Genomic DNA, 13,760 nt, shown 5'->3' with positions numbered 1-13,760 from the left:
TGGTGAGGCGGTGGCGCAGCGGGCGCGAAGCGGCGGAACCGGCGCGCTCGACAGCGGGCAGGTGGCGCACCCGGCCTGCCCGGGGCATCCCCTGCCCGGTCGCATAGACTCGCGTCTATGCGAACCAACCGTGCCGATACACCTGAGGTTGAGCTGCGGCCGCTCGACCGCGCGGCAGCCGAGGACATCGCCCGGAGCCTGCGCGCGATGGCCGACCCGACCCGGGTGCAGCTCCTCGGCATGATCGTCGGCCGGCCGGACGGCCGGGCACTCGTCGGCGAGCTCGCCACGGCGCTCGGGCTGAGCCAGCCGACCGTCAGCCACCACATGCGCATCATGACCGAGGAAGGCCTGCTCTCCCGGGAGCAGGTGGGGCGGCAGGTCTGGTACTCGGTCGTGCCCGAGCGAGTCGGGGATGTACTCGAGACGACCGGGAACGGCAGCGACCAGATCGCGGCCGTCGTGGCTGCGCCCGTGCTCGCACGCATCACCGACGACCTCGCGACCCGGTTCCGCGGCACGTTCTCGCACGAAACCGTCGAACGGTACGTGCGCGAGAGCTATGAACTCCTCGCCCGGCAGGCGAAGGTCACCCGCTACCTTCCCTCGTTCACGGCGCGCTTCGCCGGCGACCGGCTGCGGTCGCTCGCCACGGCAAACGACCGGAGCCCGACGGCCGGCCGGTTCGGGACTGGCGCGTCGCGCAGTCCGGGTGTCCCCGCCGCTCTGAACGTTCCGGACGAACCGGACGCTGCGAAGGTTCCGAACGCACCGGACGTTCCGGAGGTGCTGTTCGTCTGTGTTCAGAACGCGGGGCGATCCCAGATGGCCTCGGCGATTCTGCGGTCGCTCGCCGGGGACCGCGTACGGGTCCTGACGGCAGGGTCAGCCCCGGCCGGCCGGGTCAATCCGATGGTCGTCGCCGCGCTCGACGAGATCGGCGTTCCTCTCGCCGGCGAGTACCCGAAGCCGTTGACGGACGAGGTCGTCCGGGCGGCGGACTACGTGATCACGATGGGCTGCGGCGACGCGTGCCCGGTGTATCCCGGCCGCACGTACCTCGACTGGGACCTCGCCGACCCGGTCGGGCTCCCGGTGGAGGGCGTCCGGGCGATTCGCGACGAGATCGAGGCGCGGGTCCGCGCTCTCCTCGCCGACCTCGACCGGATGCGGCGACCCACGACCTGAGGGTGAGGCGCCCTCCCGGGCGCTCGGGCGTCCGCGCGCTGGGTCGATCGTCGCAATGTCGGAGTTTTTCGCGACACGCCGTGATCCGGGGCGGCGGATGCCGCGAGCCGCGCTTTTCTCCGACATAACCGTTTCCGCCCGTTCCGGGCGCTCGGGCGTCCGCGCGCTGGGTCGACCGTCGCAAAGTCGGAGTTTTTAGCGACACGCCGCGATCCGGGGCGGCGGATGCCGCGCGGCGCGTTTTTCTCCGACATAACCGTTCTCGCCCGACCCGGGCGCACCCCGTGGGCGGCGGTTTCGGCATGGAACAATGACGTATGACCGTGCGGGCTTCGAGGTGGCTGATCGTGCTCGCGGCCGTGTGCTTCGGGACGACGGGTACCGCGCAGGCCCTCGGTGCGCTCGGCGGCGCCGAGGCGAGTGCGACATCGCTCGGCGCGGCGCGGATCGTCTTCGGGGGCGCGCTCCTGGCTATCCTCGCGTTCGCGGTGGCGCTCGCTGAACGCCGGAGGCGGTCGGCCGCGGCAGGCCGAGACGGCGACCGCGGTCGAGACGGCGAGCGAGACTCCGAACGCGAACCCGACGGCGACGGGGATCACGACCGCGACAGCGTCCGCGGGTCGGGCCGGGTCCGAAGCCGGCCGCGCGGCTCGAGCGTGGCGCTCGTGCTCCTCGGGGCGGCCGGCGTTGCCGCGTACCAGCCGGCTTTCTTCACCGGGACCGCGCAGAACGGGGTCGCGGTCGGCACGCTCGTCGCCCTCGGCTCGGCCCCGGTGCTCACGGGACTGCTCGAGTGGGGCTGGTACCGCCGACCCCCGGGCATCCGCTGGGCGTGCGCGACGTGCGTCGCGGCGACCGGGGTGTCGGCGCTGTCCGGGCTGTTCAGCGGGGGAGGCGGGCCCGTGACGGTTCTCGGGATCGCGGGCTCACTCGGTGCGGCCGGGTCCTACGCCGTGTACACACTGAGCACGAAGCTGCTCCTCGATCGGGGCTGGGCGCCCGCGGCCGCGATGGGAGCGACGTTCGGTGCCGCGGCCGTTCTGATGCTGCCCGTCCTGCTCGCGAGCAACCCGGCCTGGCTCGCCCAACCGGCAGGGCTGGCGACGGCGGCGTGGCTCGCAATCGTGGCGACCGCTCTCGCCTACACCCTCTTCGCCCTTGGATTGCGGAGCCTGTCGGCATCCCAGGTATCGACGCTCACGCTTGTCGAACCCGTGACCGCGACGGCCCTCGGCGTGTTCGTGCTGCACGAAGACTTCACTCCTGCCACCGTCGTCGGCGTCGCCCTGCTCGTGGCCGGATTCGGAATCCTCACGATGAACCGCCGTGCCGCGGGCGCACCGACCGGCACCCTGTCCTAGAAACGCGGCACTGCAGGGCCAGATTGTGCACAAAAAGCGCATAGCGAGGGTCTGCTGCGCGGTAGATTGAGGCGAGATCACCGGCGGTTTTCCGGCGGTGTCCGGGACTCGGAGGGGACGGCGCGATGAATTCCGGAGTGCCGCCGGCGTCGACCTGGGCTCGCCTGCGGGCACGCGTCATCGCCAACTCCTCGGGGACCCTGCTGGTCCCCGTGCAGTTGTCGCTGCTCGGCAGCTTCGCCATCGTCGCGTTGATCGTCGGGTCGGCGGCGGATTCCGCCGGAATCCGGACCCAGCTCCTTCTCGGCCTCGCCCTGATCGTGGTGTCTGCCGCAGCCCTCTGCGTGCCCTGGGCGAGCCTTCCGGACGGCTGGATCCTCCTCGTCGCCGTAGTAGACATCGTGATCGTCGCCCAGATCCGCGTGGCCGTCGTCAACGAGCAGCCCGGCGTGAACGTACTCGTCCTGATCCCCGTGCTGTGGCTCGCGTATTCATTCGGGATCGTCGCCCTGCTGCTCGCCATCATGGGCGATTTCTTCGCCGCAGTCCTCCCATACGCCCTGAGCGGCGACTGGCCGGCCACCTCGGCCCAGTGGGCGGGCACGACGATCCTGCCCGCCACGATCGCCATCGTCGCGATCGCCGTCTTCGTGGCCGCCCGGCAGCAGCGCAGGGAACGGGCCGATCTCGTCGCCGCATACGAGGACCTGCGGGTATCCATCGCCGAGGGGCTCGACACGGCGTCCGCCGCCCTCGCCGTCGTCGACACGGTGGATGCCGGCATCACCTTCTACAATCCGGCCGGCGAGATCCTGCTCACCAACGACACCGCCCGCCAGCTTGCGGTGGCGGGAGGTTCACCGGCCTCGACAGCCGTGCAGCGCTGGGAACACGTCTTCGGAGAAGACCGGGTCACGCCGATTCCCGAGGACCAGCGCGTTGTCGCCCTCGCTGCCCGTGGTGAGATCGTCACCCGCCGGCTCTTCTGGATCGGCGTGGAGGCGGACCAGCGGGCCGTCGTCGTCTCGACCCAGTTCGTCCGCCGTGCGTCCGGCGAGCTGATCGGAACCGTCGTCGCCGCCCACGACGTGACCCCGCTTGCCGAGGCGATCTACGCGCGGGACGAGTTCCTGACGACCATCACCCACGAACTCCGCACCCCGCTCACCTCGATGATCGGCTACCTCGACCTGATCGAGGACAGCGTTGACCTCGCCGATTCCGGCCTTGCCGCGGAATTCGGGATCGTGCAGCGCAACAGTCAGCGTCTCCTGGCCCTGATCAACGACCTCCTCGTGACGACCCGCGGGCAGGCGCACCTCGAACGCCGGCTCTTCGATGTGGCCGCGCTCGCAGAGAACTCGATCAACACGATCCGGGTCGCGGCCGCTGAGGCGGGCGTGCACATCGTGCCGCCCACCCTGGTACCGGTCCGGGCGGAAGTGGACGCCGACCAGATCGGCAATGTGCTCGACAAGGTGCTCTCGAACGCCCTCAAGTTCAACCGGCCGGAAGGCGAGATCGACCTCACGATCGAGGTCGACGGCGACGACGTCGTCATCCGCGTCGGCGACACCGGCATCGGGATGAGCGAACCGGAGCAGGCGCAGATCTTCGACCGGTTCTTCCGCGGTGCGTCCTCCCGGCTCAACGTGATCGCCGGGAGCGGGCTGGGACTGTCGACGGCGAAGACCATCGTCGAGGCGCACCACGGCTCGATCTCCGTGCAGAGCGAACTCGGCGAGGGGTCCACGATCGAGATCCGCCTGCCGCTCCGCGTCGGCTCCCCGGTGACGCGGTCGGTCCCGATGGTCCCCGCGGTCCCTGCGGTTCCGGCGCAGACCCTGGCCTCCTGAAGCGATCGACCCGCCGAAGCGGTCAGTCGGCCGAAGTGGATGCCGCGCCCGGCCGCCCCTGCTGCCTGCGGTGTTCGAGGCGCAGCTCGAGCTCGTTCATCACCAGGGCTGCGAGGTCCTCGAGGGTCGCGAGCTCCGCGTCGGTGACCGCTCGTGGCTCGAAGTCGAGCACGCACAGCGTGCCCAGGTTGAACCCGTCCTTCGTGCGCAGCGGCACTCCCGCGTAGAACTGAAGGCCGAAACCGCCGGCGACAAGGGGGTTCGTCAGCGCCCGGGCATCCGTTCGCGCATCCTCGATCACCCAGGGGCCGTCCTGCATGATCGCGGACGAGCACAGGCCCGGGTCGCGCGCGATCTGCTCGAGGTCGAGCCCGGTGTGGGACTTGAACCAGATGCGGTCGTGGTCGACGATGCTCACAATCGCGATCGGCACGTCGAAGATCCTGGCGGCGAGGGCGGTGATCCGGTCGAAGGTGCCGTCCGGCGGAGTGTCGAGGATGTCCAGCCGGGCGACCGCCGCCATCCGCTCGGCTTCGTCGGTCGAGAGGGGGATCTGCTCGTCGCCGCGGTGCCTGCCCGTCTCCGTGATCACGGCCTGGCGGAGCGCGAGCACTACCTCGCCGATGTCCGGGCGGTCGGCGGGATCCCGGGCGAGCATCGTCGACAGCAGGTCCCGCCAGGCCGGTGAGACGGATGCCGGGATCACCGGGTCGCGCAGCAGTCGCGCGAGCGCAGCCTGCACCGGTTGACCGTCGAACGCGACTTCCCTGGTGAAGCACTCCAGCAGCACGAGCCCGAGCGAGTAGATGTCGCTCGCCGGGCCGACCTCCTCGCCGCGGGCCTGCTCCGGGGAGAGGTAGGCCGCCGTCCCTGTCGTCATGCCCTCGCTCGTGAGGCGCGTGCTCGCCGGTGAGAGGGCGATGCCGAAGTCCGTGAGCTTGGCGCGGGCCCTGAACCGGCTGCTGTACTGCGCGAGGAGGATGTTCGCCGGCTTGATGTCGCGGTGCACGATGCCGCGCCCGTGGATGTACTCGAGTCCCTCGGCGAGGTCGTAGCCCACCTGGGCGATGTTCCGCACCGACAGAACGCCCTCGAGGAGCCGGTCCCGGAGGTCGATACCGTCGACGAGCTCCATCACGAGGAAGATCTGGCGTCGGTCAGAGGCCGCTTTGTGCACGCCCACGTCGAAGAGGGTGACGAGGCTGTGGTGGCTCAGGCTCGCGAGCACGTTGATCTCGGCCTGCTGGCGCTGGATGTCGTCCTGCTCGATCGCGACGGTCGTGAACACCTTGATGGCGACATCGCGGCCGAGCCGGTCGTCGGTGGCCCGGTAGACGGACGCCATGCCGCCGCTGCCGATCAGCTCTTTGAGCTCGTATCGATGGCCGAGCAGGCCAGTGGGTTTCGCGGTCATCGGGCTCCTTGTGACCCGAGTATAGGGGAAGACCGGGCTCGGATCAGTGGGTCAGAACCCCCGGTCCGCCAGCAGTCCGGGCTGTCCGGTCGGGCCGGACGAGTTCGCGGTGTCTTCGAACCCCACGGGGAGCATGCTGCCGATCCAACTCTCGGCCGTCCAGCCCTCGACGGGTGATCCGGTCACGACGATCGTGCCGGTATTACTGAGCTGATTGTCCGTCACGTAGCCGGCCTGCAGGTTGCTGCACGAGTACCCGGTCCAGGCACGCAGGATCGCGCCGTGGCTGACGAACGCCACGGTCTCGAGCCCGAGTTCGGCCGCCTCCGCGACGACGCGGTCGAACCGGGCGAAGGTGTCGCGGCCGGACTCGCCGCCGGGCATCACGATGTCGAGCTCTCCGTTCGCCCACGCCAGGAAGGTCGTGCAGTACGCGTCGACCGCGATCCGATCGTGGCGCCCCTCGAGGGCACCCGCGCCGACCTCACGGATATCCGCACGGATTCGCACCTCGAGGCCGCGGGCCGCCGCGAGCGGTGCCGCCGTCTGCTGGGTGCGGACGAGCGTCGAGACGTAGAGCGCGTCGATGGCGACGGGTTCGAGGGTGGCGACGAGGCTCCCGGCCTGTTCCCGCCCGAGCGGGGTGAGATCGGCACCGGGATGCGCGGTATCGAGGAGACCCCCGACGTTGGAGACCGTCTGGCCGTGCCGGATCAGGATGAGGCGCATGGCTACCTTTCGGGACGCCCGATCGTCGGGCATCCGCTTCTAGGATGCCCAACGATCGGGCGACGCGGAAATCAGGCCGGGACGGGGGTGAGCCAGGTCAGCACGGAGCCCTCGCCCTCGATCAGGTCGCCGAGGGCGGCGTTGAATACGGCCCCGTATGGCGCCGTGATGTGCGCCTGGAAGGCGTCGGAGTCGCGGTACACCTCGTAGACGAAGAACTCGAGCGGGTTCGACACGCGGCGGTGCGGATCGAAGGTCACATTGCCCGGTTCCCGCCGAACGTCGACGGTCAGCCCGGCGAGCATCGTCGCGACCTCGTCCCCGCGGCCGGGAAGGGCCGTGAATTCGGCGTAGAGGGCAACGGGCTCGTCGGGATTCGTTGGTGGTGTGATGGTCATGCCTTCCTGGCTCCGGTCATGATTGCGACGGCATCCGTCATGGAATGCGACTGCGGCGTGATCGTCGCGGCGCACTTGCCGAGGCGTTGGATATGGATGCGGTCGGCGACCTCGAACACATGCGGCATGTTGTGGCTGATCAGGATGACCGGGATGCCCCGGTCGCGGAGGTTCTTCACCAGCTGGAGTACCTGGTTCGACTCGCGGACCCCGAGGGCGGCGGTCGGCTCGTCGAGGACGACGACCTTGGAGCCGAATGCCGCGGCGCGCGCGACGGCGACGGCCTGGCGCTGACCGCCGGATAGGTTTTCGACCGCGACGGTGACGTCCTGCAGGGTGCTGATGCCGAGGTCGCTCAGCTCCTGCTTCGCCCGCTTGCGCATGCCTTTCTTGTCGACCATGCGGAACACCGAGCCGAGCAGGCCCGCGCGCCGCAGTTCGCGGCCGAGGAACAAGTTCGAGGCCACATCGAGGGCGGGGGACACGGCGAGGGTCTGATAGACCGTCTCGATGCCTGCGGCGTGCGCGTCCTGCGGCCGCTTGAACTGCACGGGCTTCCCGTCGAGGGTGATCTCGCCCTCGTCGGCGACTTCGGCGCCGGTCAGGCACTTGATCAGGGTGGACTTGCCCGCGCCGTTGTCGCCGATGATCGCGAGGACCTCGCCCGGGTAGAGCTCGAGGCTGACCCCGTCGAGGCCGACGACGCGGCCGTAGGTCTTGACGAGCTTCTTCGCCGTGAGGATCGGCTCGCGAACCGGTGCCGGAGCGCCGGCGGCCGTGCTGCCATCGATGAGGGTCATTTGCGTACCTTTCGGATCCACTGGTCGACGGAGACGGCGAGGACGATGAGCACGCCGACCGCGAAGGTCTGCCAGAGCACGTCGAGGCCGGCGAGGGAGAGCCCGTTGCGGAAGACGCCGACGATGAGGGCGCCGAGGAGGGTACCCCAGATGGTGCCGCGGCCGCCGAAGAGGCTCGTGCCGCCGATGACGACGGCGGTGATCGAGTCGAGGTTGAGGTCGGTGCCCGCGTTGGGCGAGGCCGCGTTGCTGCGGCCGATCTGGATCCACGCGCCGATCGCGAGGATGGCCCCGGCGGCGAGGTAGACGCTCATCAGCACCCGGCTGACGCTGATGCCGGCCAGGCGGGCGGCTTCCTTGTCGTCGCCGACCGCGTAGACGTGCCTGCCCCACGCGGTCTGGGAGAGGATGAAGGCGATCACGACGTAGAGGACGAGCATCAGCAGCACGCCCATCGTGAAGTTGACCCCGCCGACGGAGAACGTGGTCCCCGTCCAGGTCAGGAGGTCGGGCATGTCGCCGCCGCGGACGGTCGCACCGTTGGAGTACAGCAGGGTGAGGGCGACGAACACGTTGAGGGTGCCGAGGGTGACGATGAACGGGGGAAGCCGCAGCCGGGTCACGAGGAAGCCGTTCAGGGCGCCGGCCGCGAGCGCGACGACGAGTCCGGCGATCAGGCCCATGATGGGCGGGAGGCCGTTCTGGACCGTGAACTGGGCGATCACCATCGAACTGAGCACCATCACGGCGCCGACGGAGAGGTCGATGCCCGCGGTGAGGATGATCAGCGTCTGGGCGATCGCGAGGGTGCCGACGACGGCGACCTGCTGGGTGATCAGGGAGAGGTTCGCCGGGTTCAGGAACCGTTCGTTGAGCATCCCGAACACGATGATCGCGATGACGAGCACGACGGCCGGGCTGATCGCCGGGTAGCGGTGCATGACGCCCCGCAGCCGGCTGAGGGGGGTGGTGCGGTCGAGGAATTCCTCGGCCAGGTCATGCTGGCCCGTTGCCGGGTTCGCGGTTGGTGTGGGCTGGGTCACGATGGGGCTCCGGTTTCCTAGACGCCTGCGGTAAGGCCCCGTGGGGCGCCGGAATCGATTCTCGGCGCCCCACGGGAGCGGTAGTGGTTCTGACTAGCCCCAGCAGATGCCGGATGCCTTGGTCGTGTCGATCGACTCGACGCCGGTCTGGGGTGCGTCCGTCACCAGTGCGACGCCCGTGTTGTAGAAGTCGAGGCCCGGGCTCGTGGTCGGCTTCGCCCCCTTGTTGATGAGGTCGACGATCGCCTGCACGCCGAGCTCGGCCATCTTCACCGGGTACTGCTGGGCGGTCGCACCGATGATGCCGTCCTTGACCTGCTTGACGCCGGCGCAGCCGCCGTCGATCGAGACGACGATCATGTCGGTCTTGCCTGCAGCCTTGAACGCCTGGTAGGCGCCGTATGCGGCGGGTTCGTTGATCGTGTAGACGACGTTGATGTTCGGGTTCTTGCTCAGCAGCGTCTCGGCCGCCGTGCGTCCGCCGTCTTCGGCGCCGTTCGTGGGCTCGTTGCCGACGATCTCGTAGTCGCCGCCGCTGTAGGTACCGGTCTTGGCCTCGTCACCGTTCTTGGCCTTGTCGGCCGTGTTGATACCCATCCCGTCCAGGAAGCCCTGGTCGCGGTTGACGTCGACGGAGACGATCTTGTCGCCGAAGAGGTCGAGCATCGCGATGGTCGCCTTCTGGCCGGCGAGCTTCGCGGCGGTCCACTTGCCGATGTCCTGACCGGCGAGGTAGTTGTCGGTCGCGAAGGTGATGTCGACGGAATCCTTGTTCGTCGGCGGTGTGTCCAGTGCGATCACGAAGAGGCCGGCCGCGCGGGCCTTGACGAGGGCGTCTTCGACGCTGGGGCCGGTCGGAGTGATCAGGATGCCCTTGTCGCCCTTGGAGATGGCGTTCTCGACGGCGGTGATCTGGCTCGCCTCGTCGCCGTCGGCCTTGCCGGCCGCCAGGGTGAGAGTGACGCCGGCTGCGTCTGCGGCCTTCTTGGCGCCGTCTTCCATCGCGACGAAGAAGGGGTTGGTGGTGGTCTTCACGATGAGGGAAACGCCGATCGGGCCGGACGCGGCTCCCGTGGTGGAGCTGCTCGAGGCGGTCGAGGAACAACCGGCGAAGCCGATCGTGGCGAGTGTGGCAACCGAAGCGGCGGCAATCATCCGCTTCATGGTGGACGGAGTGGTCGTGCGATTCATCTTTGAATCTCCTCTTGGTGGGGGGAGGGTGCTCCCTGACAACGATGTCAGTGATCATCCTCAGTGCTGAATGTAATAAGGTCAAGTGCAATCGTGAGGCGGAGACCAAACTGTGACATCGATGTCAGAACCGGAAGGCGGGGCGGCTGCCCCTGTTGCCGTCGCCGATCCGCGCGCCCGGCCGACGATGAAGAACGTCGCCGCGCTCGCCGGGGTGGGTATCAAGACCGTCTCCCGGGTGATCAACGGTGAGCCGAATGTCTCTGCCGTCACCACGGCCCGCGTGCGTGCTGCCGCCGACAGCCTGGACTTCCATCCCGACCTGCACGCCCGCAACCTGCGCAGGGCCGACGGACGCAGCAGCACCCTGGGACTGCTCGTCGGTAGCGTCGGCAACCCGTTCTCCGGCGCGATGCACCGCGCCATCGAGGACCTCGCGAACACCCGCGGCGTCGCGGTCTTCGCGTCGAGCCTCGACGACGACCCCGACCGTGAAGAAGTCGCCGTCTCCGCCTTCCTGCGCCGTCGGGTCGACGGCCTCATCCTCACGACCGTGTCGAAGAGCCAGGGGTACCTGTTGCCCGAGCTGCGGCGCGGGACACCGCTCGTCTTCGTCGACCGCGAGCCCGCCGGCGTCGAAGCGGATGTCGTCGTAAGCGACAACGCCGCGGGTGCGGCCGCTGCGACGCGGCATCTGCTCTCGTCCGGGCACCGGCGGATCGCCTTCCTCGGCGACCGGACCGATATCCAGACGGCGCAGGAGCGACGCCGCGGTTTCCTCGAGGAGCTCGGGCGGGCCGGCGTCGCGACCGCGGACATCCCGGTCATCACCGGGCTGCACGACGAGGATGCCGCGAACCGTGCGCTGATCGCGCTTCTGGAGTCGGAGCATCCGCCGACCGCCGTGTTCAGCAGCCAGAACCTCATCACGATCGGTGCGGTGCGTGGCCTGCGCGAGCTGGGCCTGCACCGCACGATTGCGCTCGTCGGCTTCGATGACGTGCCCCTCGCCGACCTGCTCGAGCCGGGCATCACGGTCGTCGCGCAGAACCCGAGCGAGATCGGGCGGCTCGCCGCCGAACGGATTTTTGCCAGACTCGACGGAGACCGCTCCGCCGGGAGAACCTATGTTGTACCAACCGAGCTGATCACTCGCGGATCAGGGGAGATGAGACCGAAATGACAGAAAACCAGACTGTGCCAGGAACCGAGACTGCAGGTGCCGGGGCGACCCGCCCGCGCGTCGTCGTCGTGGGCGACGCGCTCATCGACGAGATGCGCGAACCCGATTCCGTGCAGGAGTTTCCCGGAGGGGCGGCGCTCAACGTCGCCGTCGGCCTCGCCGTCCTCGGCGTGCCGTCGACCCTGATCGCGATGGTCGGCGACGACGCCGACGGCGCCGTGCTCCGTGAGTTCCTCGCCGCGTACGACGTGGAGCTGATCGCGACGCGCGGACCGTTCGGAAGCTCGCGCGCGACCTCCGACCGCACCGACGGCGAGCCGCGGTACGCGTTCAACGAGGCCGCGCAGAAGCGCCGAATCGACTTCGGCCCGGCCGAGCGCGCTGCCCTCGACGCGGCGCCGCTCGTCGTCGTGAGCTGCTTCCCGTTCGATGACACCGCGCAGACCGACGACTTCCTCGCCGCGGTCGGCGACGGCGAGCACCGTCTCGTGATCGATCCGAATCCGCGGGCCGGGATGATGCACGACAAGGCCCGCTTCGTGGAGAATTTCGAGCGCGCCGCGGCTCGCAGCCTGCTGACCAAGGTCGGCGACGAAGACGCGGAGCTGCTCTACGGGAGCACCCTCGAGGAGCTGCGCGAGCGCCTTGTCGCGAGCGGGACACACCATGTGCTCGCGACCGCCGGCCGCGCCGGCGCCTCGATCAAGACCGATGACGGCCTGCTCGTGAGCGAGCCGATCGCGCCCCTGCCCGGCGCGGTGGTCGACACCATGGGCGGCGGTGACGCGACCCTGGCCTCGAGCGTGCGGAGCTTCCTCACCGAAGGCGTGCCGGCGGATGCCGATGGCTGGCAGCGGCTGCTCGCGACCGCGATGCTCGTCGCCGCGGCGACCTGCCGTTCGGAGGGGGCGCTGCTCCGCGTGCCACCCGCGGCCTGAGAGTCAGCCGAGCGGCCGTGAGGTGTCGCAGATCGACGTTCCCGGGGCATACGAACCTCGATATGCGACACCTCAGCGCGTGTGCGCGGCTCAGGCGGGGTCGACGGGCGTGAGGAGCGGAATCTTGGGTTCGCGGCCGTCGCCGGAGGACTTCCCGGTCAGGCGCCGGCCGATCCACGGCAACACGTAGCCGCGGTAGTAGGCCGCGGTACGCATCCGCTGGGCCGGAGGGGCCGCTGGCGCCCCCGAGGCATCCGTCGCCGACCACTCCGCGGGAACCAGTATGCCGAGAGCCGTGAGCACGTTGGACGCGATCAGGGTGTGCCCGCTCGCGTTCAGGTGCAGCTTGTCCGCCGACCAGTACCGGGTATCGGTGAGCCGGGCATCCGCCCAGTTATCGACGAGCGTGACGCCCGGCCGGGTGAAGGCCGCGCGGGCGGCCTCGGCGAGCTGGTCGCCGCGGCGCTGCATGAGCGCGCCCAGGGGGAGCTGCTTCGAGGGGTTGCCGCCGCTCAGCACGAGCATGTGCGCGCCGTGCGCGAGGCCGGCCTCGACGACCTCGTCCATCAGTCCGACGACGCGCGAGATCTCCACGCGTGGGCGCATCATGTCGTTGCCGCCGCCGCAGATGGAGAGCAGGTCGGGCGCCTGGACGAGCGCGGGTTCGAGCTGTTCTGCGACGATCGGGCCGAGGAGCCGGCCGCGTACGGCCAGGTTCGCGTACGAGACCGGGGCAGCGGATGCCGCGGCGAGCCCGAGCGCGACCAGGTCGGCCCAGCCGCGCAGCCGCCCGTCGGGGAGTTCATCGCCGACCCCCTCGGTGAAGCTGTCGCCCATGGCAATGAATCGCTGATACATCCGACCCCCCAGTTGCTGCGGGCGTGCCCCGCATCCGTCACCAGCGCGATGTTACCCGCTCGGGGCGGAGGTCAGCGCTCGGGGTGGCTGTGCTTCGATCCGTGGCTGTGCTTCGTGCCGTGGGTCTGTTCCTCGCCCTGGCTCGGGTCGCGGGACAGCTGCCAGCGTTCCTGCAGTACGTCGCGGGCCTGCTGGGCGGCGCGGCGGACCTCCTTGTCGGGGTCGCGCAGGCGCTGCACGATCGTGGGAAGGTTCTCCTCGGTGCCCTGGGCGGCGAGGGCGTGCAGGGCGGCGGCGCGCACCCGCGGCACCTCGTCGGTGGTGAGGCGTACGAGCTTCGGGGCGACCTGCAGGTCGCGCAGCTGCACGACGCGTGCGCACATCTCGCGCACCCGCCAGGCCTGGTTGGTCAACCCGACGACGATGTACGGCGCGGCAGACTCGCCCCAGACGTAGAGCAGCGCACGCGCGCCCCACAGCTCGGGCCAGTACAGGGCGGGGGCACCCTCGAGGATGCCCAGGGCGTGGCGGCCGCCGGCGTAGAGGAGGAAGTCCTTGCCGGCGTTCTTGGCGCGCAACAGGGCCACGGAACTGTCGACCACCGCGGTCTCGCCGTAGTGTTCGACGGCCGCGTGGATGCGCTCGGCCGTCGGAAGGTCGATGGGAAGGTCGGGGTGTGGCTCTAATTTGTTATGCATAGCACTCCCCACGGTACTGCCCGGGAGGTGATGGGGCCACTGCCCGGGCGCGTCCCGTCCGCGTCGCCGTTTCGCGAGAGCGTACTTTTGGCCCTTGGAACGG

Annotated in this window: 13 protein-coding genes; 5 read left to right on the top strand and 8 right to left on the bottom strand. The window is 69.6% G+C overall.

The window, feature by feature from the left end:
* Window positions 1-117 precede the first annotated feature (117 nt).
* The 3 genes from E3O44_RS08975 (at window position 118) to E3O44_RS08965 (ending at window position 4,405) form a co-directional block, all read left to right on the top strand.
* Entirely contained in the window at window positions 118-1,188 is a 1,071-nt protein-coding gene (locus tag E3O44_RS08975; RefSeq protein WP_134534404.1) for a metalloregulator ArsR/SmtB family transcription factor, read from the top strand.
* Window positions 1,189-1,505: 317 nt separating this feature from the next.
* A complete protein-coding gene (locus E3O44_RS08970) occupies window positions 1,506-2,549 on the top strand; it encodes a DMT family transporter (protein ID WP_134534403.1) in 1,044 nt (347 codons plus the stop codon).
* A gap of 125 nt (window positions 2,550-2,674) precedes the next feature.
* Entirely contained in the window at window positions 2,675-4,405 is a 1,731-nt protein-coding gene (locus E3O44_RS08965; RefSeq protein WP_134534402.1) for a sensor histidine kinase, read from the top strand.
* A 22-nt stretch (window positions 4,406-4,427) separates the two neighbouring features.
* Here E3O44_RS08965 and E3O44_RS08960 read toward each other — a convergent pair whose 3' ends face one another.
* The 6 genes from E3O44_RS08960 to E3O44_RS08935 all read right to left on the bottom strand — a co-directional run bounded on the left by E3O44_RS08960 (window position 4,428) and on the right by E3O44_RS08935 (window position 9,980).
* Window positions 4,428-5,819 (bottom strand): protein kinase domain-containing protein, encoded by a 1,392-nt coding sequence (locus E3O44_RS08960; RefSeq protein WP_134534401.1) that lies wholly within the window; start codon window positions 5,817-5,819, stop codon window positions 4,428-4,430.
* Window positions 5,820-5,870: 51 nt separating this feature from the next.
* A complete protein-coding gene (locus tag E3O44_RS08955) occupies window positions 5,871-6,548 on the bottom strand; it encodes a histidine phosphatase family protein (protein ID WP_134534400.1) in 678 nt (225 codons plus the stop codon).
* A 71-nt stretch (window positions 6,549-6,619) separates the two neighbouring features.
* A complete protein-coding gene (locus E3O44_RS08950) occupies window positions 6,620-6,946 on the bottom strand; it encodes a putative quinol monooxygenase (protein WP_134534399.1) in 327 nt (108 codons plus the stop codon).
* Entirely contained in the window at window positions 6,943-7,746 is an 804-nt protein-coding gene (locus E3O44_RS08945; protein WP_134534398.1) for an ATP-binding cassette domain-containing protein, read from the bottom strand. The genes E3O44_RS08950 and E3O44_RS08945 overlap by 4 nt, the downstream gene beginning before the upstream one ends.
* Complete coding sequence (locus tag E3O44_RS08940) at window positions 7,743-8,789, bottom strand: ABC transporter permease (RefSeq protein ID WP_241976186.1); 1,047 nt, start codon at window positions 8,787-8,789, stop codon at window positions 7,743-7,745. Before E3O44_RS08940 ends, E3O44_RS08945 begins: the two co-directional genes overlap by 4 nt.
* Before the next feature lie 93 nt (window positions 8,790-8,882).
* Window positions 8,883-9,980: a substrate-binding domain-containing protein gene (locus E3O44_RS08935; protein ID WP_134534397.1), complete on the bottom strand. Its 1,098-nt coding sequence runs from the start codon at window positions 9,978-9,980 to the stop codon at window positions 8,883-8,885.
* 112 nt (window positions 9,981-10,092) lie between these two features.
* Between E3O44_RS08935 and E3O44_RS08930 the strand changes: the two genes are divergently transcribed.
* Both E3O44_RS08930 and E3O44_RS08925 read left to right on the top strand, forming a co-directional pair.
* Window positions 10,093-11,163, top strand: a complete 1,071-nt coding sequence (locus E3O44_RS08930; protein WP_420897917.1) for a LacI family DNA-binding transcriptional regulator — start codon at window positions 10,093-10,095, stop codon at window positions 11,161-11,163.
* Window positions 11,160-12,101, top strand: a complete 942-nt coding sequence (locus tag E3O44_RS08925) for a carbohydrate kinase family protein (RefSeq protein WP_134534396.1) — start codon at window positions 11,160-11,162, stop codon at window positions 12,099-12,101. Before E3O44_RS08930 ends, E3O44_RS08925 begins: the two co-directional genes overlap by 4 nt.
* 90 nt (window positions 12,102-12,191) lie before the next feature.
* Here E3O44_RS08925 and E3O44_RS08920 read toward each other — a convergent pair whose 3' ends face one another.
* Together E3O44_RS08920 and E3O44_RS08915 are read right to left on the bottom strand one after the other, a co-directional pair.
* Entirely contained in the window at window positions 12,192-12,959 is a 768-nt protein-coding gene (locus tag E3O44_RS08920; protein WP_134534395.1) for an SGNH/GDSL hydrolase family protein, read from the bottom strand.
* Window positions 12,960-13,030: 71 nt separating this feature from the next.
* The gene (locus E3O44_RS08915) at window positions 13,031-13,657 is read right to left on the bottom strand and encodes a HEAT repeat domain-containing protein (protein ID WP_134534394.1); all 627 of its coding nucleotides are present in this window, start codon (window positions 13,655-13,657) and stop codon (window positions 13,031-13,033) included.
* Window positions 13,658-13,760: the final 103 nt, after the last annotated feature.

This window comes from Cryobacterium algoricola (assembly GCF_004402485.1).
GTDB classification, from domain to species: Bacteria; Actinomycetota; Actinomycetes; order Actinomycetales; family Microbacteriaceae; genus Cryobacterium; species Cryobacterium algoricola.
The sequence above is the reverse complement of the archived record's forward strand: the minus strand, read 5'-3'. Positions and strand labels throughout refer to the sequence as shown.